21 protein-coding genes are annotated in these 20,862 nt (G+C 74.3%); 12 read left to right on the forward strand and 9 right to left on the reverse strand.

Annotated features, from left to right (window positions below):
- Positions 1-61: 61 nt before the first annotated feature.
- Together ACIQOW_RS10690 and ACIQOW_RS10695 are read left to right on the forward strand one after the other, a co-directional pair.
- Positions 62-577 (forward strand): agmatine deiminase family protein, encoded by a 516-nt coding sequence (locus ACIQOW_RS10690; protein WP_401082439.1) that lies wholly within the window; start codon positions 62-64, stop codon positions 575-577.
- Between the two features lie 67 nt (positions 578-644).
- Positions 645-1,820 (forward strand): agmatine/peptidylarginine deiminase, encoded by a 1,176-nt coding sequence (locus ACIQOW_RS10695; protein WP_401082442.1) that lies wholly within the window; start codon positions 645-647, stop codon positions 1,818-1,820.
- A 79-nt stretch (positions 1,821-1,899) separates the two neighbouring features.
- Here the strand turns inward: ACIQOW_RS10695 and ACIQOW_RS10700 are convergent, their stop codons facing one another.
- Complete coding sequence (locus tag ACIQOW_RS10700; protein WP_401082445.1) at positions 1,900-3,087, reverse strand: agmatine deiminase family protein; 1,188 nt, start codon at positions 3,085-3,087, stop codon at positions 1,900-1,902.
- Positions 3,088-3,320: 233 nt separating this feature from the next.
- On the opposite strand from ACIQOW_RS10700, the gene ACIQOW_RS10705 reads away from it, so the two are divergent.
- The gene (locus ACIQOW_RS10705) at positions 3,321-3,644 is read left to right on the forward strand and encodes a TetR family transcriptional regulator C-terminal domain-containing protein (RefSeq protein WP_401082883.1); all 324 of its coding nucleotides are present in this window, start codon (positions 3,321-3,323) and stop codon (positions 3,642-3,644) included.
- Between the two features lie 83 nt (positions 3,645-3,727).
- Here the strand turns inward: ACIQOW_RS10705 and ACIQOW_RS10710 are convergent, their stop codons facing one another.
- Positions 3,728-4,240: a hypothetical protein gene (locus ACIQOW_RS10710; RefSeq protein ID WP_401082448.1), complete on the reverse strand. Its 513-nt coding sequence runs from the start codon at positions 4,238-4,240 to the stop codon at positions 3,728-3,730.
- Between the two features lie 199 nt (positions 4,241-4,439).
- Here ACIQOW_RS10710 and ACIQOW_RS10715 point away from each other — a divergent pair, with 199 nt between their 5' ends.
- Positions 4,440-5,582, forward strand: a complete 1,143-nt coding sequence (locus ACIQOW_RS10715; protein ID WP_401082451.1) for an NADH:flavin oxidoreductase — start codon at positions 4,440-4,442, stop codon at positions 5,580-5,582.
- Positions 5,583-5,855: 273 nt separating this feature from the next.
- Here ACIQOW_RS10715 and ACIQOW_RS10720 read toward each other — a convergent pair whose 3' ends face one another.
- Both ACIQOW_RS10720 and ACIQOW_RS10725 read right to left on the reverse strand, forming a co-directional pair.
- Complete coding sequence (locus ACIQOW_RS10720) at positions 5,856-7,418, reverse strand: DEAD/DEAH box helicase (protein WP_401082454.1); 1,563 nt, start codon at positions 7,416-7,418, stop codon at positions 5,856-5,858.
- Between the two features lie 370 nt (positions 7,419-7,788).
- Positions 7,789-7,992, reverse strand: a complete 204-nt coding sequence (locus tag ACIQOW_RS10725) for a cold-shock protein (protein ID WP_045694210.1) — start codon at positions 7,990-7,992, stop codon at positions 7,789-7,791.
- A gap of 501 nt (positions 7,993-8,493) precedes the next feature.
- Here ACIQOW_RS10725 and ACIQOW_RS10730 point away from each other — a divergent pair.
- Both ACIQOW_RS10730 and ACIQOW_RS10735 read left to right on the forward strand, forming a co-directional pair.
- A complete protein-coding gene (locus ACIQOW_RS10730) occupies positions 8,494-8,721 on the forward strand; it encodes a hypothetical protein (protein ID WP_188301407.1) in 228 nt (75 codons plus the stop codon).
- A 210-nt stretch (positions 8,722-8,931) separates the two neighbouring features.
- Entirely contained in the window at positions 8,932-9,327 is a 396-nt protein-coding gene (locus ACIQOW_RS10735; protein ID WP_401082458.1) for a hypothetical protein, read from the forward strand.
- A 31-nt stretch (positions 9,328-9,358) separates the two neighbouring features.
- On the opposite strand, the gene ACIQOW_RS10740 is transcribed toward ACIQOW_RS10735, so the two are convergent.
- Complete coding sequence (locus tag ACIQOW_RS10740; protein WP_401082461.1) at positions 9,359-9,931, reverse strand: hypothetical protein; 573 nt, start codon at positions 9,929-9,931, stop codon at positions 9,359-9,361.
- Positions 9,932-10,075: 144 nt separating this feature from the next.
- Positions 10,076-10,255, reverse strand: coding sequence for a histone-like nucleoid-structuring protein Lsr2 (locus ACIQOW_RS10745; protein WP_401082886.1), 180 nt, complete (start codon positions 10,253-10,255; stop codon positions 10,076-10,078).
- Between the two features lie 498 nt (positions 10,256-10,753).
- Here ACIQOW_RS10745 and ACIQOW_RS10750 point away from each other — a divergent pair, with 498 nt between their 5' ends.
- Positions 10,754-11,632: a nuclease gene (locus ACIQOW_RS10750; protein WP_401082463.1), complete on the forward strand. Its 879-nt coding sequence runs from the start codon at positions 10,754-10,756 to the stop codon at positions 11,630-11,632.
- Positions 11,633-11,699: 67 nt separating this feature from the next.
- On the opposite strand, the gene ACIQOW_RS10755 is transcribed toward ACIQOW_RS10750, so the two are convergent.
- The 3 genes from ACIQOW_RS10755 to ACIQOW_RS10765 form a co-directional block, all read right to left on the reverse strand.
- Positions 11,700-13,475: a glycoside hydrolase family 3 protein gene (locus ACIQOW_RS10755; protein ID WP_401082466.1), complete on the reverse strand. Its 1,776-nt coding sequence runs from the start codon at positions 13,473-13,475 to the stop codon at positions 11,700-11,702.
- Entirely contained in the window at positions 13,469-14,233 is a 765-nt protein-coding gene (locus ACIQOW_RS10760; protein ID WP_401082468.1) for a tyrosine-protein phosphatase, read from the reverse strand. Before ACIQOW_RS10760 ends, ACIQOW_RS10755 begins: the two co-directional genes overlap by 7 nt.
- A 206-nt stretch (positions 14,234-14,439) precedes the next feature.
- Positions 14,440-15,039 (reverse strand): TetR family transcriptional regulator, encoded by a 600-nt coding sequence (locus tag ACIQOW_RS10765; protein WP_401082471.1) that lies wholly within the window; start codon positions 15,037-15,039, stop codon positions 14,440-14,442.
- 236 nt (positions 15,040-15,275) lie between these two features.
- Here ACIQOW_RS10765 and ACIQOW_RS10770 point away from each other — a divergent pair, with 236 nt between their 5' ends.
- From ACIQOW_RS10770 to ACIQOW_RS10790, 5 genes are read left to right on the forward strand one after another with little or no spacing between them, the layout of a single operon-like run.
- Positions 15,276-16,835, forward strand: a complete 1,560-nt coding sequence (locus ACIQOW_RS10770; RefSeq protein WP_401082473.1) for an ABC transporter substrate-binding protein — start codon at positions 15,276-15,278, stop codon at positions 16,833-16,835.
- Positions 16,832-17,800 (forward strand): ABC transporter permease, encoded by a 969-nt coding sequence (locus tag ACIQOW_RS10775; protein ID WP_401082476.1) that lies wholly within the window; start codon positions 16,832-16,834, stop codon positions 17,798-17,800. Before ACIQOW_RS10770 ends, ACIQOW_RS10775 begins: the two co-directional genes overlap by 4 nt.
- Positions 17,787-18,782 carry an ABC transporter permease gene (locus ACIQOW_RS10780; RefSeq protein WP_401082479.1) on the forward strand — a complete coding sequence of 332 codons (996 nt, stop codon included), beginning with the start codon at positions 17,787-17,789 and terminating at the stop codon, positions 18,780-18,782. The genes ACIQOW_RS10775 and ACIQOW_RS10780 overlap by 14 nt, the downstream gene beginning before the upstream one ends.
- Entirely contained in the window at positions 18,779-19,819 is a 1,041-nt protein-coding gene (locus tag ACIQOW_RS10785) for an ABC transporter ATP-binding protein (RefSeq protein ID WP_401082482.1), read from the forward strand. Before ACIQOW_RS10780 ends, ACIQOW_RS10785 begins: the two co-directional genes overlap by 4 nt.
- Entirely contained in the window at positions 19,816-20,850 is a 1,035-nt protein-coding gene (locus tag ACIQOW_RS10790) for an ABC transporter ATP-binding protein (RefSeq protein WP_401082484.1), read from the forward strand. Before ACIQOW_RS10785 ends, ACIQOW_RS10790 begins: the two co-directional genes overlap by 4 nt.
- Positions 20,851-20,862 lie beyond the last annotated feature (12 nt).

Consider the following 20,862-nt stretch of genomic DNA (forward strand, 5'->3'; position numbering starts at 1 on the left):
AGAGTGGAGTCGGCGGCCCTCGGCACCCTTCCCGGCACCGTCGCACGATCTGGAGACCCTCATGACCCACTACCGCGATGACCGTTCCGCCGAGCCGTACCCCTGGGGTCCGGCGGACGACGCGGACACCATGATCTGGCTGCCGGGCATCAGGGGCCAGGACATCACCGACGACCACGTGGACGTCACCTCCCGGTTCATCCGCCCCGGCGTGGTGATGGTGCAACTGCCGCCGGCCGACCGCGACGACGCCTGGGCGCGGGACGCCCGCGAGCAGTTCGCGATCCTGTCCGGCGCCACCGACGCCCGGGGCCGGCGCCTCCAGGTCATCCCCGTGCACGGCCCGGACACGGTCCGCTCCCGCAGCTCCGCGTTCGTCGACTCCTACCTCAACTTCCACGTCGTCAACGGCGGCGTCGTCACCGCCCGGTTCGGCGACGCGTACAAGGACGCCGCCGCCGCGGAAGCGCTCGCCGCGGCCTTCCCCGGCCGCGAGGTGGTGCAGGTCGACGTCGACCGTCTGATGGCCGGGGGCGGCGGCCTCCACTGCTCGACCATGCACGAGCCGGTGCCGTAGCCACTGCCGTAACCGCTGCCACCGAGCCCCCCTTCCCGAAGCCCAGACCCTCAGCTGGAGTCCCCGCATGACCAATGCCCTGCCCCGCCGTACCCTGATGCGCTCCCTCTCCGGCCTCGGCGTCGGCGTCGGCGCCCTCACCCTCGGCCTCACTGCCTGCGACCCCAACGGCATCGGGGACGGTGGCGGCCCGGTGCCGCCTCCGCAGCCCGGCGGCACCCCCGACGGCACCCCCGGCGTGCGCCGGTTCGGCGCCGAGTGGGAGAAGCACCTGCGCACGGTGATGTCCTGGCCCGCCTCCGAGAACGTGTGGGGCGACCAGCTCCCGGACGTCCGCCGCGACGTCGCCGGCCTGGCCCAGGCGATCGCGGCGCGCGAGCCGGTCGTGCTGATGGCCCGGCCCGAGCAGCAGGACGCCGCCAGGAAGGCCTGCGGGTCCGCGGTCGAGGTGGTGCCGATCGCCGTCGACGACCTGTGGGCCCGGGACACCCTGCCGGTGTTCGTCGAGGAGGGCGGCAGGGTCAAGGGCGTCGACTTCAACTTCAACGGCTGGGGCGGCAAGCAGCAGCGCGGCAACGACGCCAAGGTCGCCCGGACGGTGCTGTCCACGTACGGCGTCGAGCGGATCGAGACCCGGCTGGTCGCCGAGGGCGGCTCCTTCGAGACCGACGGGCAGGGCACCCTGGTGGTCACCGAGAGTTCCGTCGTCAACGGCAACCGCAACCCGGGCATGAGCCGGGACGAGGTCGAGGCCGAGCTGAAGAAGGTCCTCGGGGTGACCAAGGTGATCTGGCTGGCGGGCGTGAAGGGCAAGGACATCACCGACGCCCACGTCGACTGCCTGGCCCGCTTCGTCGCCCCCGGTGTGGTCCTGCTCGACCAGGCCTTCCCCGGCACCCCGCCGGACGTCTGGTCCCGGTCCGCCGACCAGGCCCGCGCCGTCCTCGCCGAGGCCACCGACGCGACGGGCCGCAAGCTCCAGGTGGTGGAGCTCCAGCAGCCGGACCCGGACCGGATCACCGGGCGCGGCGACGCCTTCGTCTCCTCGTACATGAACTTCTACGTCGGTTCGAAGGGCGTCTACCTGCCGAAGTTCGGCGACAGCAGGGCCGACGACCGGGCGCAGCAGATCCTGAAGCAGTACTTCCCCGGCCGCGAGACCGTCCCGGTGAAGATCGACGCGATCGCGGGCGGCGGCGGTGGCATCCACTGCGCCACCCACGACATCCCCGCCCTGGGGTGACCGGACCGGCCTGCCTCCCGGGGCAGGCCTCCGCCCGGGGCCGGGTCCGGTCGGCGGGCCGGACCCGGCCCCGGCGGGTTCACCCGGCGGGCTGCTGCTGGGTGGCGCAGTGGATGCCCCCACCGCCCGCGGCGATGTGGTCGATGGCGACCTGGGTCACCTTGCGGCCGGGGTGGAGGTCCCCGATGAGGCCGGCCGCCCGGTCGTCGGCGCTCCGGTCCCCGAACCGCGGGACGATGACGCCGCCGTTGCAGACGTAGTAGTTGATGTACGTGGCGAGGAAGTTCCTGCCCTCGCCCCGGATCAGGTCGAAGTCGGGCTCCGGGAGGTCGACCACCTTGAGCGTGCGGCCCCCGGCGTCGGTCGCGGACCCCAGGACCTGGACGGCCTGCTCGGCGGCGGTGGTCCAGACGTCCGGCGGGGTGTCGGCCGCCGGGCGGTGCAGCAGGACGGTGCCCGGCTCCGCGAAGCGGGCGAGGGCGTCGACATGACAGTCCGTGATGTCCTGCCCGGCGACGCCCTTCAACCAGATGACCTTGTCGACGCCGAGCAACTCCTTGAAGCTCGCCTCGATCCGGTCGCGGGACGTACCGGGGTTGCGGTTGTCGTTGACCCAGGAGCTCTCGGTGGCCATCAGGGTGCCCTCGCCGTCCACCTCGATGCCGCCGCCCTCGCCGGTGACCGGCGCCTGGAGGCGGGTGATGCCGTAGTGGGCGAGGAGGTCGCGGGCGACCCGGGCGTCGTTGGCGTGGGTCTGCTTGCCGCCCCAGCCGTTGAAGTGGAAGTCGACCCCGGCGAGGCCCTGCGGGCCGGTGACGAAGGTCGGGCCGGTGTCCCGGGCCCACAGGTCGTCGACCATCAGGTCGAGCACCTCGACCGAGGAGCCGCAGGCCTGCCGGGCCTGGTCGGCCTGGTCGGGCCGGGCCAGCAGCACCACCGGCTCGAACCCGGCGACGGCCCTGGCCAGCCCCGCGATGTCCTGCCGGACGCCGGGCAGTTGGTCGCCCCACACCTCCTCCAGCGCGGGCCAGGCCATGAAGGTGCGGGTGTGCGGGTGCGACTCGGCCGGCATCACCCACCGGCCGGTCTCCGGGCCGCCTGCCGTCGGGCTGCCGGACGCCGGACCGCCGGACCCGCCCGAGGCCGTGCCACTGGGACCCGGCGCCCCCTCGTCGCCGTCGGAGGAGGAGCAGCCCGCCAGGGCCAGCGCGGCGAGCGCGGCTCCGGACCGCAGGAGGGAGCGGCGGGACGGCCGGGGGTGCGCCATGGGGCCTCGTTCCGTTGGGTGTCGGGTCCGGCTCAGCAGGCTACTGACGGACAGGTCAGGATCGGGCGCGGCACGCATCCGCCGTCCGGGGGAATCCCCTCGCGGATCGACCGCGACCGGCGCCGGGGCGCCCCGGACCGGCAGGTCCCACCGCCTGCCGGTCTGGGGCCGGCCCAGGGCGTGTCCGACAGTTCCGGCCGGGAGGTGCCCCGACCACCGCCTCGCGATGGCGCCTGCTCGGGGAGCTCCAGGACAGCCCCGAGGTGCGGGAGAACAGCACCGCCTGGGGCGAGTTGAGAGCCACCGCGGTCTTCGAGCCGAGCCTGCGCGAGGAACTGGCGAGGACCACTCACACCTGGGTGCACGACATCGCCGAGCTCCTCGCCCGGGCCGATCCGCTCGGCACCGCCCCCGCGCGCGCGGCCGCCGCCGAGCGGCTCACGACCCTCGTCGAAGGGCTCAGCGTGCGGTGGCTGAGCGGCTCGCTGCCGCTCGGCCACGCGCGCCGGCTGCTGCGCACCGCCGTCGACACCGAGCTGCGGCGCGAGATTGACTGACTTTTCAGTTATTGCGACAGTTCAGCGCCCGCCGGTCCTGCCGGACAACGGCGGGCGGCAGGCAGCGGGCGGTCGGCGACCGCTCAGCCGCCAAGGGCCTCCGCCACCGGCCGCCGGGGGTCGTAGGCGGCCCAGCCCGGGTTCCCCGTCCCGGCGAACGCGACCCAGGCACCGTGCACCCGGGCGGCGAGTCCGGCCGGGGCGGGGTCGGGGCCGAGCAGGCCGGCGGGCCCGTGCAGCCAGGGCTCGTCCGCGAGGTCGAACACGAAGGGCAGCTCGATGGTGTGGGCGGCACCGAGCCGCCCGTCCAGAGCCGTCGAACGGTACCCGAACGAGAAGCGGTACGTGCGGCCGCCCGAGATCCGGGCGTGGGCCCGCGCGATGCGCGTCGTCCCGTCCTCGAACAGGGCGTGCGCGAGCACGGCGGAGCGCCGTTCCCCTGGCGTGCCGTCCGGCCGCGCCGCGCGGTGGGCGGCGAGGAAGGCCTCCGGATCCGCCGGCAGCCGGGCCGCGACGGCCCGGACGTCGGCGGTGACGGTGACCCAGCAGATGCTGTCGATCGCCCGGTCACCGGACCAGACGCTCATCGTGTACACCGCCGCCGGTTCCTCCTCCGGCCGGGCCCTCGCCCGCCTCGGCCGGACGAGCGGCCCCGGGAGCGTGGCCGCCGACGCGCAGTGGCGCGGATCACAGCGGGATTCGCACGGGACGCGAAATGCGGGGCCCGCCGGGGCGGTTGGCAGGGGCGACCGTTCCCGTCCCGGCGCACACCACCGCTCTCCACGAGGAATACCCATGACCGTCACCGAGTCGTCCGTCACCGAGTCCGCCGCCTCCCGCGCGGCCGGGATCCTGTCCAGGCCCGTCACGATCAACGGGCTGACCGTGCCCAACCGCATCGCGATGGCGCCGATGACACGCGCGTTCTCCCCGGGCGGCGTCCCCGGCGAGGACGTGCGCTCGTACTACGCCCGCCGCGCCGCCGCGGGCGTCGGCCTGATCGTCACCGAGGGAACGTACGTCGGCCACGAGTCCGCGGGCCAGAGCGACACCATCCCGCGGTTCCACGGCGAGGAGCAGCTGGCCGGATGGGCCCGGGTCGCCGAGGACGTCCACGCGGCGGGCGGCACCATCGTCCCGCAGCTCTGGCACATCGGCATGGTGCGCAAGCAGGGCGACCCGCCGTTCGCCGACGCCCCCGCGATCGGCCCGTCCGGCATCCGCCTGGACGGCACCGAGGGGGCGGGGCGGGCGATGACCCGGGCGGACCTGGACGCCGTCGTCGGCGCGTTCGCCGAGGCCGCCGCGGCCGCCGAGCGGATCGGCTTCGACGGCGTCGAGCTGCACGGCGCGCACGGCTACCTGCTCGACCAGTTCCTGTGGGCGGGCACCAACCGCCGAACCGACGCCTACGGCGGCGACCCGGTCGCCCGGACGAAGTTCACGGCCGAGCTGGTCGCCGCGGTGCGTGCGGCCGTCTCCCCGGACTTCCCGGTGATCTTCCGCTACTCGCAGTGGAAGGCGGAGAACTACGACGCCCGCCTCGCCGACACCCCCGCGGAGCTGGAGGCGATCCTCGCCCCGCTCGCCGAGGCCGGCGTCGACGCCTTCCACGCGTCGACCCGCCGCTACTGGGTCCCCGAGTTCGACGGCTCGGACCTCAACCTCGCCGGCTGGACGAAGAAGCTCACCGGCCGCCCCGCCATCACCGTCGGCTCGGTCGGTCTCGACGGCGACTTCGTCCACGCCTTCATGGGCGAGGGCGCGTCGGTCCAGGGCATCGACAACCTGCTCGACCGGCTGGAGCGCGACGAGTTCGACCTGGTCGCCGTCGGCCGCGCCCTCCTCCAGGACCCGCAGTGGGCCGCCAAGGTCCTCTCCGGCCGCTTCGCCGACCTGCGTCCCTACGACGCCGCCGCGATCCGCACCCTGAGCTGACCACCGTGCCCGAGGGCCCGGCTCGCACCGCGAGCCGGGCCCTGGGCGCGCCAGGGCGTGTCTTGTGGATCTTGTCGGATCAGGGCGCGGCGTTGGGGTGCGTGCATCGCAAGGCGGAGGAAGGAGTCCATGCGGTGGGGGCACCTCCCGGCCGAAGGCTGGGGGCCATCGGCGACTGACGACAACGCGGCGAGGTGCGTGCCCCAGCGTCGCGCACCCGGCAAGGATCCGCAAGACACGCCCTACACGGCGAAGGTGGGGCGCCTGGCCGCGCTACGCGGCGAGGGTGGGGCGCCTGGGCGCCCGGCGGCGGCCGGAGGAGCCCTGGTTGTCGCGGCCGGCGCCGGCCCTGGTGTCTCCCGCGGGGCGGCCGCGGCGGCCACGGCTCCCGGACGGGCCGCGGCGGGGACGCTCGACGACGGGGTCGGGGACGACGGTGGGGACACCGGTGGGCACGCGGGCGCCGGTGATCCGGGCCAGGTCCTCGTCGCCGGCGCTGACCCTGGTGGTGACCGGGGTGATGGCGGCCGTTGCCATCAGGCGGGCCATCGCGCGGCGCTGGTTGGGGAGCACCAGCGTGACCACGGTGCCGGACTCGCCGGCCCGGGCGGTGCGGCCGCCCCGGTGGAGGTAGTCCTTGTGGTCGCCCGGCGGGTCCAGGTTGACGACGAGGTCGAGCCCGTCGACGTGGATGCCGCGGGCGGCGACGTTGGTCGCGACCAGGGCCGTGACCTGCCCGGTTCGGAACTGCTCCAGGGTGCGGGTGCGCTGGGGCTGGGCCTTGCCGCCGTGCAGGGCCGCGGCCCTGACCCCGTTCGCGAGCAGGTCCTCCACCAGGCGGTCGGCGCCGTGCTTGGTGTCGATGAACATGATCACCCGGCCGTCGCGGGAGGCGATGTGGGCGATCGTGGCGTTCTTGTCGAAGTTCTGCACGTGGAGCACGTGGTGCTCCATGGTGTTGACCGCTCCGGCGGACGGGTCGACCGAATGGGTGACCGGGTCCTTGAGGAAGCGCCGCACCAGCCGGTCGACGTTGCGGTCCAGGGTGGCGGAGAACAGCATGGTCTGGCCGCCTTCGGCGACCTGTTCGAGGAGTTCGGTGACCTGCGGCAGGAAGCCCATGTCGGCCATCTGGTCGGCCTCGTCGAGCACGGTGACGGCGACCCGGTCCAGCCGGCAGTCGCCGCGCTGGATCAGGTCCTTGAGCCGGCCGGGGGTGGCGACCACGACCTCCGCACCGCGGTTCAGCGCCCATGCCTGGCGGCCGATCGGCGTGCCGCCCACCGCGGTGGCCATCCGCAGGCGCACCGCGTGGGCGTAGGGGGTGAGGGCCTCGGTGACCTGCTGCGCGAGCTCGCGGGTGGGGACCAGCACCAGGGCCAGCGGCTGGCGCGGCTCGGCCCGCTGCCCGGCGGTGCGGGCCAGCACGGCGAGGCCGAACGCGAGGGTCTTGCCGGAGCCGGTGCGGCCCCGTCCGAGGACGTCGCGGCCGGCCAGCGAGTTCGGCAGCGTCTCGGCCTGGATCGGGAACGGAGCCGTGACGCCCTGGCGGGTCAGCACCTGCAGCAGCGCCTTGGGCATGTCCAGCTCGTCGAAGGACGCGGCGGCCGGCAGTGCCGGGGTGGTGCTCACCGGCATCGCGAACTCGCCCTGCACGGACGAGCCCTGGCCGGCGCCGCGACCGGACGGGCGCCGGCCCCCGGCGGGCCGGGCGCCGTAGAAGGATCCGGCACCGGAGCGGGAGCCGCCGCCGGAGCGGGAGCCACCGCCGGAGCGGGAATTGCCACCGGAACGGGAATCGGCGTTCTGGTAGGAGGAACGACGGGAGCGGTTCATACGGGAAACCTTCCTCGGGGCGGCACGTTGCGAGGAAGGCTCCGGGGCGCGGGGCGCCGCGGGAGACCGCAAGGGAACGGGCCGGAAATGTGACGGTCGGAGCGTGGACGGTGGAACCGTGCGGCACGTCACCTACGGTCGGCGCTCACCGCGGAGGGCGGGAGCGAAGAACCTCTGAACCGTGAGCTGTCACGGCAGGGCGCCGATCCGGACGCGGCGCTGAGCGTCTCGCGTGGGGATGGCCGCCGGTGGCGGAGCCAGGGGGCCTGAGCGGCCGGGGGGTGCCTCGCGGCGCCATGCCGAGGGGCCCGTACCGGGCGTGTGCGCGGTACGGGCCCCTCGCTGCTTGGCGGGTGCCGTGGCAGAAGAACTACAGCGGGCGGATGTTCTCGGCCTGCGGGCCCTTCTGGCCCTGCGTGACGTCGAACTCGACCTTCTGGCCCTCGAGCAGCTCACGGAAGCCGTTGGCGTTGATGTTCGAGTAGTGGGCGAAGACGTCGGGGCCGCCACCCTCCTGCTCGATGAAGCCGAAGCCCTTTTCCGAGTTGAACCACTTCACGGTGCCATTAGCCATTAAAAATCTCCTTCAGGGGGCTGTCCGAAGCCCGCACAGTGCGGACTTCGAGTCGCCGCGGGAAGCACCCACCCGGGGAAGAGCCGGGAAACAAAATGCGCCTGCGAAACATCAGCAGGCGCACACAAAGTTCATGGGAACCACTACTGCAACTAAAACGACTCTAGCAGGCCGGAGCGCGCCGCGGGCGAATATTTCGCTCCCGGTTTCCGGGAGACGCCCCCGGGGCCGCCGGCCCGGGGGCGTCCGGGCCGTCAACGCGCCGCGGCGGCAGGCCGGTTGGACGGCCGCGCGGCGTCCGCGCCGAGGGCCGGAGGAAACGGTCCCGCGGGCGCGGCGGGTCCACCCGCACCGGGACGGCGCCGGGCCGGCGACCGCGGCGCGCCAGCCGGCACCGATCGGGGGCGCGCCGGACGGCGCGCGCGGCATTTCGGGGTCCCACTCGAACTCGGGGGCGCCGAGAAGACCCGTTCCCGGGGTTTCCGGCGCATACTGGAGGGGATGACGAATTTCTCAGCAGTCCGCCGCCCTCTGCCGAGCAGCCCCTTCAAGGCCCCGCCGGAGGCACCCCGCAAACATTTCGCCGTCGGCGACCGAGTCACCCATGACAGGTACGGCCTCGGCCGGGTCATCGGGGTGGAAGGTGACGGCGACACCGCCGTGCTCGTCGACTTCGGATCCCAGCAGGCACGCATCACGCCGCCGTACAGCGCGATGTACGCCCTCTGACCCCGGACGCTCCCGGCTCTCCGGCCGGCGGTGCGCACGCCTCACGGGCGGAGCGCTCCGTCCGGGCGGTGTGATGCCCTGCCCCGGTACCGTCCACGCGCCGGTACCGGGGGCCGCTGTGCCATGCCCCGGCGTCGCGCAGGTGGCGGGCCGGGGGCGAACCGGGGATGTCCGTGCGGGCGGCTTCCGGCGGGCACTATCCTCGGGTCCATGTCGAATCCTGATGAGCTGCTCGTCGACATCGCCGCGATGGTGGAGTCCGAGTGCAGCAACCAGATGCCCCTGACCGTGGTCGTCCCGGGGGCCGTCATCACCGGCCGGCTGGCACCGGAGAGCCTGTGGAACGAACGGGTGGCCGAAGTCCTCGCCGCCTCGGACTTCCTGAAGCCCTTCGCCGCCCTGTTCGTGGCGCCCGCGACCGCCGACGGTGAAGCGGCGGTCGAAGAAGTGCCGCCGCCCGCCGCGCGGCCGACCCACCTGCACCTGCACGTCGCCCGCATCCTCCAGGGCAGTTACGGCCTACCACACACCGGTGGCATGTACCGCATCGCCATCGCCGACATCAGCAGCTGGTCGGTGGGAGACCTCAGCTACTCCGATCAGTGACGCCTCGCCCGGGGAGGCCGGCGCCCGGCGGTCAGCCGCTCCAGGAGGTGGTCGACGTGGTGGGCCTGGCGGCTCCTCCGGTGGCCGTGCCCCTGGCCCCCGGGGCCGCGGGCCGCTGAACGTCGGCCCCGCCGCCGGAGGTGGTCGTCCGGACACCCGGGCTCCCGGCCGTGCCGCCGGCCGAGGTCCGCGGCACGGCCGGGGCCGCCGGAGGGCGGTGCGCCGCGGTCGTCCGGAGCGCGGTGGGGGCGGCACCGGCCGACGGCCGGCCACCGCCCGGGGTGGTGCGCTCGATCCGCAGCACCAGGTTGCGGTCCCTGCGGTCGTCGGCCAGGTCGCGGTTGCGGCTGTGCACGACCTGCGTCGGCACGCCGCGCACCTCCTCCCAACGCCCCTGCACCGCGCGGATGTTGGGGCACCACTCGCCCTCGTGGCGGTGTTCCAGGTCCAGCTGCCAGCTCTCCGCGTCGACGACGTGCACGGCGCCGACCTCCCCGGGGACCTCCACCGGCGCACCGCCCCTGACCGTCACCACCGCCCGCTGCGGCCACCGCCCCTCGACCGCCGTGACCGTGATCCGACTCGGTCCCTGGTACCAGGCCATCGCTGTCCTCCCGCGTCCGTCCTCGCGCCGGCTGCCCACCGGCCTCAGTCGGTACCACGGACGGCACCGCCCCCGGGGTTCGGTCCGGCCCCGCGGACGGAGCCGGACGGAGGCGGAGTCGCGCCGGGCGGCCGGACACGGGGCTCACAGTGACGCTTCGCAGGCCTCGCGCAAGGCCGAGGGGACGCGCCCGCGCTCACTGACCCCGAAGCCGTTCGCACGGGCCCATCGACGTACCGGCTCGTCCTGCGGACGGGGATCGCGCCTTCGGGCGGCGGAGCCGGTCCAGTCGCCCGAGGAGACGCCCTCCAACCGGTCCGCCATGTGCTGGAAGAACGCGGACAGGGACGGGTACTCGCCCTCCTCGGGGGACGATCCCTCGCTCCAGGACCCCACCGTTCCGGTGCCCGCGTTCAGGAACGTTCCGTGGAAGCCGTCCAGCTCCGCGACGATCGGCAGTCACTCCCGGCGCCAGGGCCGCTGGTCGGGATCCCCGGACGGTTCCCACTCCGCCAGGGCCGTCAGGTGGGCGTGGACGCGCTCGATGTCCATGAGGCCGAGCAGGAGCCCGCCATCCGGGACGACGTCGCCCCAACCCGCTGTGACCAGGCATGATCCGAAGCCGGCCGCGCTGCGGGCTCCCGGAAAGCACTGCCCGGATCGTACGTGCGCCCACCGACAGCCGTCCGAAGCCGTCCGGAAGCCGGGGGAACGGCCGCGCCCGCACGCGTCGACGGCCCGTCAACTCGCCGATGGCGCGGTTCCGTGGTTTGCCCGCGAAGCACATCACAATGGGTCGCGACTCGACTACGGGAGCCACTCATGACGATGACCCTCATCAAGGGCCGCTACCAGATCAAGAACTTCGAGCCGGACGGCGACACCGTCCACTTCCTCCCCGACGACCCCGGCTTCTGGCCCGAACTCCCCGGCGAACACAGAGTCAAGCGGGACGTCCACGGCGGCGCCTCACTGCGGTTGGACGGGATCGACGCGCTGGAGACCCACTACCAGGGTGCCGGTCCCGACTTCGTGCACCAGCCGCTCGGGCTGGGCGCCCACGGTGCCCGGGACGCCCTGCTGGCCTGGCTGGGCTTCACCGACGTGACGCAGGGAGCGGACGAGACGGTCACCTCCGCCACACCGGAGACCGTCGCCGGATTCATCCTCACCGGCGGCGCCGACACCTACGGCCGCTGCGTGGCCATGGTCGGCAGGGGCGCGCCCGTCCCGGACGCCAGAAGCGGAACGGTGCTCAAGGTCGACGTGCCGCTGCTGCACCAGACCGCCAACCACGAACTGCTGTCCCGCGGCCTGGTCTACCCGACGTTCTACTCGAACCTGCCGAGGGACCTGCGCCTCGACATGGCCGCCACCGCCCGGCAGGCACAGGCCGCGAAGGCCCCCGGCAGCGTCTGGGCCAACGACGTCACGCACAGCGGAGCCACCATCGAGGACCTAGGCTCCCTCACCGACGACCTGGTCATCCTGCCGAAGCTGTTCCGGCGGCTGGCCGACTACCTGCGGCTCTTCGGCCCCGCCCTCGACTGCCTGCCCGCCTACCTGGCCGGTGCGGGCGACGAGTTCTTCCTCTCCGACCAGAGCACCTCCACCGTGGGTCTGCAACGCGTCGTCGACGTCCACGACGACACGGTCAAGCTGCGCCCCGGCATCGAGGACATCGTCTTCGTCGAGAAGTGACCGCAGACGCCCGTAACGGGGCCCCGCCACCGGTGGGTTGGGTGGCGGGGCCCCGGCGCGGGGTGGCTCAGCTTCCGGTGCCGGCGCGGTGGCCGTGGCGGAAGAGCGGGGCGCGGGTGTCGAAGGGGACGTCCTCGCGGGCCGCGGCGACGGCGGCGTCGGAGGCGGGCAGGTCGAACGGGAGGGTGGCGGTCATCGGGGCGCGGCCGAGGGCGGCGTCCAGCACCACCTCGTCCGCGGCGCCGAACTCGCCGAGCAGCAGGGCCGCGTGCGGGGCGAGCGGGGTGAGCACGGCGGGCCGTTCCAGCTGGGCGGCGAAGACCGTGGGGACGACGGCGGCCAGCGCGGTGAGGCGCTCGGCCTCGGCCGGTTCGAACTCCAGCGAGCCGCTGTGGAAGTGCTGTTCCAGCATGCCCTCGCGCCGCTCGTACGGGGTGGCGAGGCGGACCACGGCCAGGTCGGCCTGGGCCGGGTCGTCCACGACGGTGCCGTACCGGGCGGCGACGGCGGGGTCGACGCCCTCGACGTACAGCCGCGATCCGGTCCGCGGGTGCCCCGCGAGGTGGACCACGGAGCGGCGCTGGACCTCCCGGCCGAGCGCCCGGCCGGCCTCGGTGCCGACCAGTTCGGCGGCGGCGTCCGCGTCGACGTACGGGTCGTCGAAGAGGCCGAGCCGGAACTTGTCGCGCAGGATGCGGCGGACCGACTCGTCGAGCCTGGCCTCGGTGACCGCGCCGGAACGGACGGCGGTGAGGATCAGCTCCGGGTCGGTCTCGCCGCCGAGCTGGTCGGCGCCCGCGTCCAGGGTGAGGACGACCTGCTCGGCGACGGCCAGCTCCTCGACGCCCCAGTGCCGCGGGGGCAGCGTGACGACGCCGGGGACGGCCATGCCGGTGATGGCGTTGAAGTCGGTGCAGACCACACCGTCGAAGCCGTAACGCCCGCGCAGCAGGCCGGTGATGACGTCCCGGTTGAAGTTGGCACCGACCTCGGCGAGGCCGCTGCCGGAGGGGATCGCGTAGGCGGGCATGATCTGCGCGGTGCCCGCGGCGAAGGCCGCCTCGAAGGGGCGCAGGTGGGTCTCGAACTCGCCGCCGGGGTAGACCAGTCGGCGTCCGGCCGCGAAGTGCGAGTCCTCGCCGCCGGCCTGCGGGCCGCCGCCGGGGAAGTGCTTGGTCATGCAGGCGACGCTGTCCGGGCCGATCCGCTCGCCCTGGAGGCCCTCGATGTAGGCGGTGATCATGCGCGAGGCCCGCTCCGGGTCCTCGCCGAAGGTGCCGCTGATCCTGGCCCAGCGGGGCTCGGTGGCGAGGTCGGCCATCGGGTGGATGGCGACCCTGATGCCGACGGCGCACAGCTCGCGGCGGATCAGGTCGGCGTAGCGGTGCACCAGGTCGGTGTCGTCGGTGGCGGCGAGGCCGATCGGCTCGGGGCCGGTGCTGAAGCCGCCGCCGACGTGGGCGGTGGCCGGGTTGGCGGAGAAGCCGTGCCGGGGGTCGGAGGAGAGGGTGACCGGGATGCCCAGCCGGCCGGCCGCGGCCAGGTCCTGGACGTGGTTGTTCCAGTCGGCCATGGTGCGCGGGTCGGGGACGGCCATCATGGCGAAGTGGGTGAGGCCGCGCTCGGTGATCAGGTTCGCTCCGGACGGGAACGGCGGGTGCTCGCCGGGGAGCATCCGGCCGTGCAGCATCAGGGCGGCCTTCTCGGCGAGGGTCAGCCGGCCGAGCAGGTCCTCGACCCGCTCCTCGACGGGCAGCCGCGGGTCCTCGTAGGGCTCCATGGTGCCGTTGTGGTTGAGGTCGCGGAACGGGGTGCCGTCGGTGTGGTGCAGGAGGGTCAGCATGCCGTCACCCCGGCGGTGTCCGCGGCGGCGGTACCGGCTGCCTTGGCGGTGAAGGCGTCCAGGGTCCCGGCGGTGACCCCGCAGGCGGTCAGGAAGCCGGCGGCGCCGCCGTGCTTGACGCGGACCAGCTCCAGAAAGGTGCTCATCGCCCCGGCCGGGGCCTCCAGCAGCGGGGCGGGGATGCGCAGTTCGCCGGCCTCGACCTGGTTGAGGGCGGCGCGGTTGCGGTCGGCGAGACCGGCCCAGATCTGCTGGATCGCCTCGTTGGTGCGGGCGTAGTCGGTGACGATCTCCTCGGCGGGCACCCCGAGGAGCTCCAGCAGCAGCGCGGTGAGCAGCCCGGTGCGGTCCTTGCCGGCCGCGCAGTGCACCAGCACGCCGCCGGGGCGGACGGTGGCCTCGACGGCGGCGGCGAGGGCCTGCGGCGCGGACTCGGCCATCAGCAGGTAGAAGGCACCGAGGTCCTCGGCGGTGGTCATGGCGCGCATGGACTGCTCCAGCGCGTCGTTGGCGGGGTTGATCCGGGCGGCGACGACGGCGATGCCGGCGGCCTCGACGGCGGCCCAGTCCTCGGGGCTGCTCTCGGCCTCGCCCCTGAGGTCGACGATGGTGGTGATGCCGTGCTCGCGCAGCTGGGCGACGACGGTCTCGTCGGCGGCGGGGAAGGGCTGGGCGGAGCGGAACAGGGCACCGGGGCGGATCCAGCGGCTCGCGGGGTCGGTGAGCGTCGCGGGGTCGCGGAAGTTGACCAGGGACATGGGGGGCCTTTCGGAACGTGCGAAGTGCGGGTACGACGTGCGGATACGAAGGGTGTGACGAGAGGTGTCACCAGGGGTGCGGCGAAGGCGCGCGGCGGGGCCGCGCGAGGGGGTGACGGGGTGACGGAGGGCGTGCGGTGCCGACCGGGCGGCCGGCGGCGCGCCCGGGGGTGGCGGGGTGTGACGGGGTGTGGGGCCGGTCCGGGTCAGCCCGCCGCGGCGAGCACGTCCCGGTAGGCCCTGACCCAGTCGGTCAGCCTGCCGCTCTCCGGGCCGGTCAGGACGTGGCGCCGCACCATGCCGCCGAACATCGCGCCGAGCGCGGTCGGACGCAGGTCCTCGACCGGGTCGACGCCGAGCCGCTCGGCGGCGATGGTGACGGTGCGTTCGATGAAGGCGTCGATGACGACCAGGGCGTAGTTGTGCACGGAGTGCACCTCCAGCAGTCCCTGGCGCAGCCGGCGGCGCCGGGCGGTGTGCTCGACGGACTCCTCCAGCCGTCCGCCGGTGACGGTCACCGCGTGTTCGAGCGCGCCCCAGAGCGGGAGTTCGGCCGAGGCCTCGGCGAACGCGTCGAGCAGGACGTGACCGAAGTCCCAGCCGAAGAGCAGGGCCTCCTTGGCCGGGTAGTAGCGGAAGAACGTGCGGTGGGCGACGTCGGCGCGGCGGCAGATCTGGTCCACGGTGGTGCGCTCGTAGCCCTGCTCCTCGAAGAGGTCGAGCGCCGCGGTGCGGATGCTGTCGCGGGTGCGCGCCTTCTTGCGGTCGCGCATGCCCGGCTCCGCCACGGTGTCCGTCCCCTGCATCGTTCTTCCGTTTCCGTTCGGTGAGTCGGGTGTGGATGGGGCCGCCGAGGGGGCGGCTGTCTGTACCGAACCACGTCCGACCGTGCTCGCTCAAGGCGAGCGCCGACTCTTCGGGGTTTCGTCATCTTGAATTTGCACAACTGCCTTTTGGCAGTACTGCCACTTCCGGAATGGTGTGGGTCGTCGGCGGCCGAACTCCCCCCGGGCCGCCCCCGCACTCCCCGAACCGAGGAACCATGAAGCGGCACACCCACCTCCTGGTAGCAGCGGCCTGCACGGCCGCGCTCACGCTCACCGCCTGCTCCGCCTCCGACGACGCGATGTCCGGCAGCGGCGGCACCGCCGGGAACACCGGCGCGGCGGGCGACGGCCCGGCCGTGGACGGCGGCACCCTCAAGATCGGCCTGGACCGGCCGTTCACCAAGCTCGACCCCGCCGACGGCACCCTCACCTCGATGCCGATGATGATCCTCGCCAACGCCCTGTACGACCCGCTGATGGTCAACGGCGACAACGGCACCGTCCAGCCCTACCTCGCCAAGTCCTTCACCCCCGACGCGGACGCCAAGGTCTGGACCCTCGACCTGCACGAGGGCGTGAAGTTCAGCGACGGCAAGCCGCTGGACGCCCAGGCCGTCGCCGACCACGTCGCCCGGCTCAGCAAGCCGGAGAGCAAGTGCGCGTGCGCCGTCGACGCGGCCGCCATCGCCGCCACCGCCGTCACCGGACCGACCACCGTCAGCTTCACCCTCAAGTCTCCCGACGCCGGCTTCCCCAGCCTGTTCACCCGCTCCCTCGGCTACGTCTCCGAGGCACCGGCCGGGGACGCCCCCGCCGTCGGCTCCGGCCCGTACACGGTGGAGAGCGTGCAGCCCGGGGTCTCCGCCACCCTGACCCGCAACCCCGCCTACTGGGGCGCCAAGGGCCACGCCGACAAGCTCGTCTACCGGGTGCTGCCCGACGCCGACAGCCGCTACCAGTCGCTGCGCTCCGGCGACACCGACCTGGTCTGGACCGAGACGCCCAGTCAGCTCAAGCAGGCCGCCACCGACGGGCTGCGCACCGCCACCGGGCCCGGCTCCACCAGCACCGTCCTCTTCAACACCAAGGCCGCCCCCTTCGACGACGTGCGGGTCCGCCAGGCCGTCCAGTACGCGATCGACCGCGAGGCCGTCGAGAAGGTCGTCTACCTCGGCCAGGGCACCGTCTCCGACGGCCCGATCGGCTCCCGCTCCCCGTACCGGACGGACGCCCGGTACCCGGCCCGCGACGTGGCCAAGGCCCGCGCCCTGCTCGCCGAGGCCGGGCACCCCGACCTCGCCTTCGACTACCTCATCGACGGCCGCCCCGAAGGCCAGCAGCGGGCCACCGTGATCCAGCAGATGCTCGGCGAGGCCGGCATCAAGGTGACGATCAAGCCGCTCGACAGCGCGGGCCTCGGCACCGCGATGCTCCAGCGCAAGTTCCAGGTGATGGACTTCATCACCAGCATGTTCGGCGACACCGACACCGCGCTCGCCAGCCTCTACCTGCCGAACTCGCCCTACAACTTCACCGGCTGGTCCGACCCCGAGGCCCAGCAGGCGATCGCCGAGGGCCGCTCCTCGATCGACCCCGCCAAGCGCGGCGCGGCCTACAACCGGGCCGCCGCCCGGGTCGTCGGCGAGGCGCCGATGGTCTTCCTCACCGAGAACACCCTCGGCTTCGTCGGCGCCACCAAGGTCGGCGGGCTGCCCGACCTGTCCAAGCGCACCGTCCTCAACCTCTCCCCGGCCACCCTGTGGGTGAAGCGATGACCCCTCGCACCCGCACCGCGCTGCGGTACGGCGGGCAGCTCGGCCGCGCCGCGGCCGTCCTGCTGCTGGTCGCCCTCGGCGCCCTGACCCTGCCCCACCTGATGCCGGGCTCCCCCGCCGTCGCCGCCCTCGGCCCCACCGCCACCCCCGAGCAGATCTCCGTCTACGAGGCCGGACTCGGCCTGGACCGCAACGTGTTCGCCGCCACCTGGCAGTGGATCGGCGACGCCCTGCACGGTGACCTCGGCCACTCGCTGTCCACCGGCGCCGCCGTCACCACCGAACTCGCCGACCGCATCCCCGTCACCCTCGAACTCTTCCTCGCCGCCCAGGTGGTGGCACTCGCCATCGCCGTGCCCGTCGCCCTGGTCTCCGCCTGGCGGCCCGGCGGCCTCTTCGACCGGATCGCCACCGCCGGCACCTTCGCCTGGCTCGCCGTCCCCGGCTTCGCCCTCGGCCTGCTGCTCATCTGGATCGCCGCCGTGCAGCTGCGCATCCTGCCCGCCACCGGCTGGACCCCGTTCACCGAGGACCCGGCCGAGAACCTGCGCCACCTGGTGCTGCCCGCGCTCACCCTCGGCCTCACCGAGGCCGCCGTGTTCACCCGCGCCCTGCGCGGACAGCTGCTCGACACCCTCGACCAGCCGTACGTCGCCGCCGCCCGCAGCCGCGGCATGGGCACCACCCGGCTGCTGCTGCGCCGCGCCCTGCGGCCCTCCAGCCTGCCGCTGGTCACCCTGGTCGGGATCGGCATCGGCACCTCGCTGGGCGGCTCGGTGCTGGTCGAGTCGCTGTTCGCGGTGCCCGGCGTCGGCAGCCTGGCCTCCGGGGCCATCGCCGGCCGGGACTTCCCCGTCGTCCAGGCCGTGGTGGTGGTCAGCGCCGTCGGCGTGGTCGCGGCCACCCTCGCGGTCGACCTGCTGTACCGAACGATCGACCCGAGGATCGCCCATGACCACCGCTGAGACCGTGAGCACCGCCGCGAGCGCCGGCCCGGCCGCCGCGACCCCCGCGGCCCCCGCCGTCCGCACCGCCCGCCGCCGGCCCCCGGCCGGCGTGCTCGCCGCCGCGGCCTGGCTGGCCGTGGTCGCCCTCGCCGCCCTGCTGCTGCCGCTGCTGCCCGGCTTCGACCCGCTGCACGGCGACTTCGCCCACCCCGCCGCCGCCCCCGGGCCCGGCCACTGGCTGGGCACCGACGCCGCCGGACGGGACGTCCTGCAACGCACCGTCGCCGGGGCCCGCGCCTCCTTCACCGTCGCCGCCCTGACCATCCTGGTCGGCCTGCTCGGCGGCGGCGCGCTCGGCCTCGCCGCCGGCTGGTTCCGCGGCCCGGTCGACAAGGTGATCGGCTTCGCCACCGACCTGCTGATGTCCGTGCCCAGCCTGATCCTGGTGATGATCGTGGTCTCGCTGCGCGGCCCGAGCCTCACCGTGATCGGCACCCTGATCGGACTGTTGACCGTCCCGCACTTCACCCGGGTGGTGCGCGCCGTCGTGCTCTCGCTCAGCGAGCGCGGCTTCGTCCAGGCCGCCCGCATGCTCGGCACCACCCCGCTGCGCATCCTGCGCCGCGAGATCGTGCCGCACGTCGTGCCGATCGCCCTGACCTTCGCCTTCACCGCCACCACGGTCGCCATCGTCGCCGAGGGCTCGCTCAGCTTCCTCGGATTCGGGCTGCGCCCGCCGGAGCCCTCCTGGGGCGGCATCATCGCCGAGGGGCGCACCACGCTGGGCAGTTCGCCGTGGATCTCGCTGGCACCCGCCGCGGTGCTCTGTCTGACCGTCCTCGCCCTCAACTACCTCGGGGAGCACCTGCGCCCGGGGGGTCCCGCCGCCACGAAGCCGGCCGTCGCGAGGCGCGCCGCCAGGAAGTCCGGCACCACGAAGACCGCCGCGACGAAGACCGCCGCGACGAAGACCGCCGCCACGAAGGGAGTGCGCGGATGACCTCCGCCCCCGTCCTCGACGTCCGCTCGCTGGACGCCGTCCTGCACACCCCCGACGGCCGGACCCTGCACGTCCTGCACGGCGTCAGCCTCGCCATCGAGGCCGGCGAGTGCCTCGGCGTGGTCGGCGAGTCCGGCTCCGGCAAGTCCGTGCTCGCCCGCACCGTCCTCGGCGTCGAGTCCCGCACCACCAGGGCCGTCGCCACCGGCGAGATCCGGCTGCACGGCGAGGACCTGCTCGCCGCCACCCCCGCCCGCCGCGCCGCGCTGCTCGGCACCGGGATCGCCATGGTCCACCAGGACCCGATGACCTCGCTCAACCCCGTCGTCAGGATCGCCGACCAGGTCACCGAGTCCATCACCAACCGGCGTCGCCTCTCCCGGCGCGAACGGCTGCGCACCGCCACCGAGTTGCTCGCCGCCGTCGATGTCCCCGACCCCGCCCGGCGGGCCCGCGCCCACCCGCACGAGCTCTCCGGCGGCCTGCGCCAGCGGGTCGGCATCGCCGCCGCCCTGGCCGGCGAACCCGCCCTGCTGCTCGCCGACGAACCCACCACCGCCCTGGACGTCACCGTCCAGCGCACCGTCCTCGACCTGCTCGACCAGCACCGGCGCAGCCGCGGCCTCGCCACCCTGCTGATCACCCACGACATCGGCCTGCTGTACGGGCGGGCCCGGCGGATCGCCGTCATGTACGGCGGCCGGATCGTCGAGACCGGCCCCACCGAGGCCGTCACCCAGCACCCCCGCCACCCCTACACCGCGGCGCTGCTGCGCTCCGTCCCGAGGGTCACCGGCCCGCTGCGCCGCACCCTGCCCGCCATCCCCGGCTCACCTCCCGACCTCAGCAGGCCGACCCCCGGCTGCCCCTTCGCCCCGCGCTGCGAGCGGGCGACAGCGCTCTGCACCGAGACCGCGCCGCCCACCCACACCGCGGCGGACGGCCACACCGCCGACTGCCACTTCCCGCTCACCGTGCCCGGGGCCACGCCCGACGCCCCCGCCCCCTCGCCCGACGAACTGGAGTCCGTGGCATGACCACCGCCCCCGCAGCCGTCGCCCCCGACGTCGCCACTCCGGGAGAGGCCGTCCTGGAGGCCACCGGCCTCGCCGTCGTCCACCGCACCCGCTCCGGCCCGCTGCACGCCGTCAGCGGCGTCGACCTCACCCTGTACCCGCGCCGCACCCTCGCCCTGGTCGGCGAGTCCGGCTCCGGCAAGAGCAGCATCGCCAAGGCCCTGCTGCGGCTGCCCCCGCCCACCGCCGGCACCGTCACCCTGGACGGCACCGACCTCGCCACCCTCTCCCCGCGCGCCCTGCGGGCCGTCCGGCCGCGCCTCCAGATGGTCTTCCAGGACCCGGTGTCCTCGCTCAACCCGCGCCGCCGGGTCCGCGACCTGGTCGCCGAGTCCCTCGACGCCCACCCCGACCCGGCCCGTGACCGCGAGGAGACCGTCACCCGGCAGCTGGAGGCCGTCGGCCTGCCGCCCGCCCTGTTCGGCGACCGCCGGCCGAGCCAGCTCTCCGGCGGGCAGGCCCAACGGGTCGCCATCGCCCGGGCGCTGGCCGCCGAACCCCGGGTGCTGATCGCCGACGAGGCGGTCTCCGCGCTCGACGTCTCGGCCCAGGCCACCGTGCTCAACCTGCTGCGCGGCCTCACCGAGGAACGCGGGCTGGCCGGCCTCTTCATCTCCCACGACCTCGGCGTCGTCCGGGCGGTCAGCGACGAGGTGGCCGTGCTCCAGCTCGGCCGGATCTGCGAACGCGGCCCCACCGAGGCCGTCCTCGCCGCCCCGGCCCACCCCTACACCGCCGCCCTACTCGCCGCGGTGCCCGAACCCGGCCGCCCGCTGGGCGACACCGGGCTGCTCCCCGCCGACCCGCCCTCGCCGCTCGACCCCCCGTCCGGCTGCCGCTTCCGCACCCGCTGCCCGCTGGCCGACAGCCGCTGCGCCGGCGAGGAGCCGCGGTTGCGGGAGGTTAGCCCCGGCCGCGCGGTGGCCTGCCACCGCCCGCTGGCCGAGGCGGCCACCCAGGCCACCCAGTCCACGCAGGCCACCCGGGCCTGACCGGCGCGGGCG

Origin of the sequence: Kitasatospora sp. NPDC091335, from assembly GCF_044757205.1 — a bacterium.
Classification (GTDB): Bacteria; Actinomycetota; Actinomycetes; order Streptomycetales; family Streptomycetaceae; genus Kitasatospora.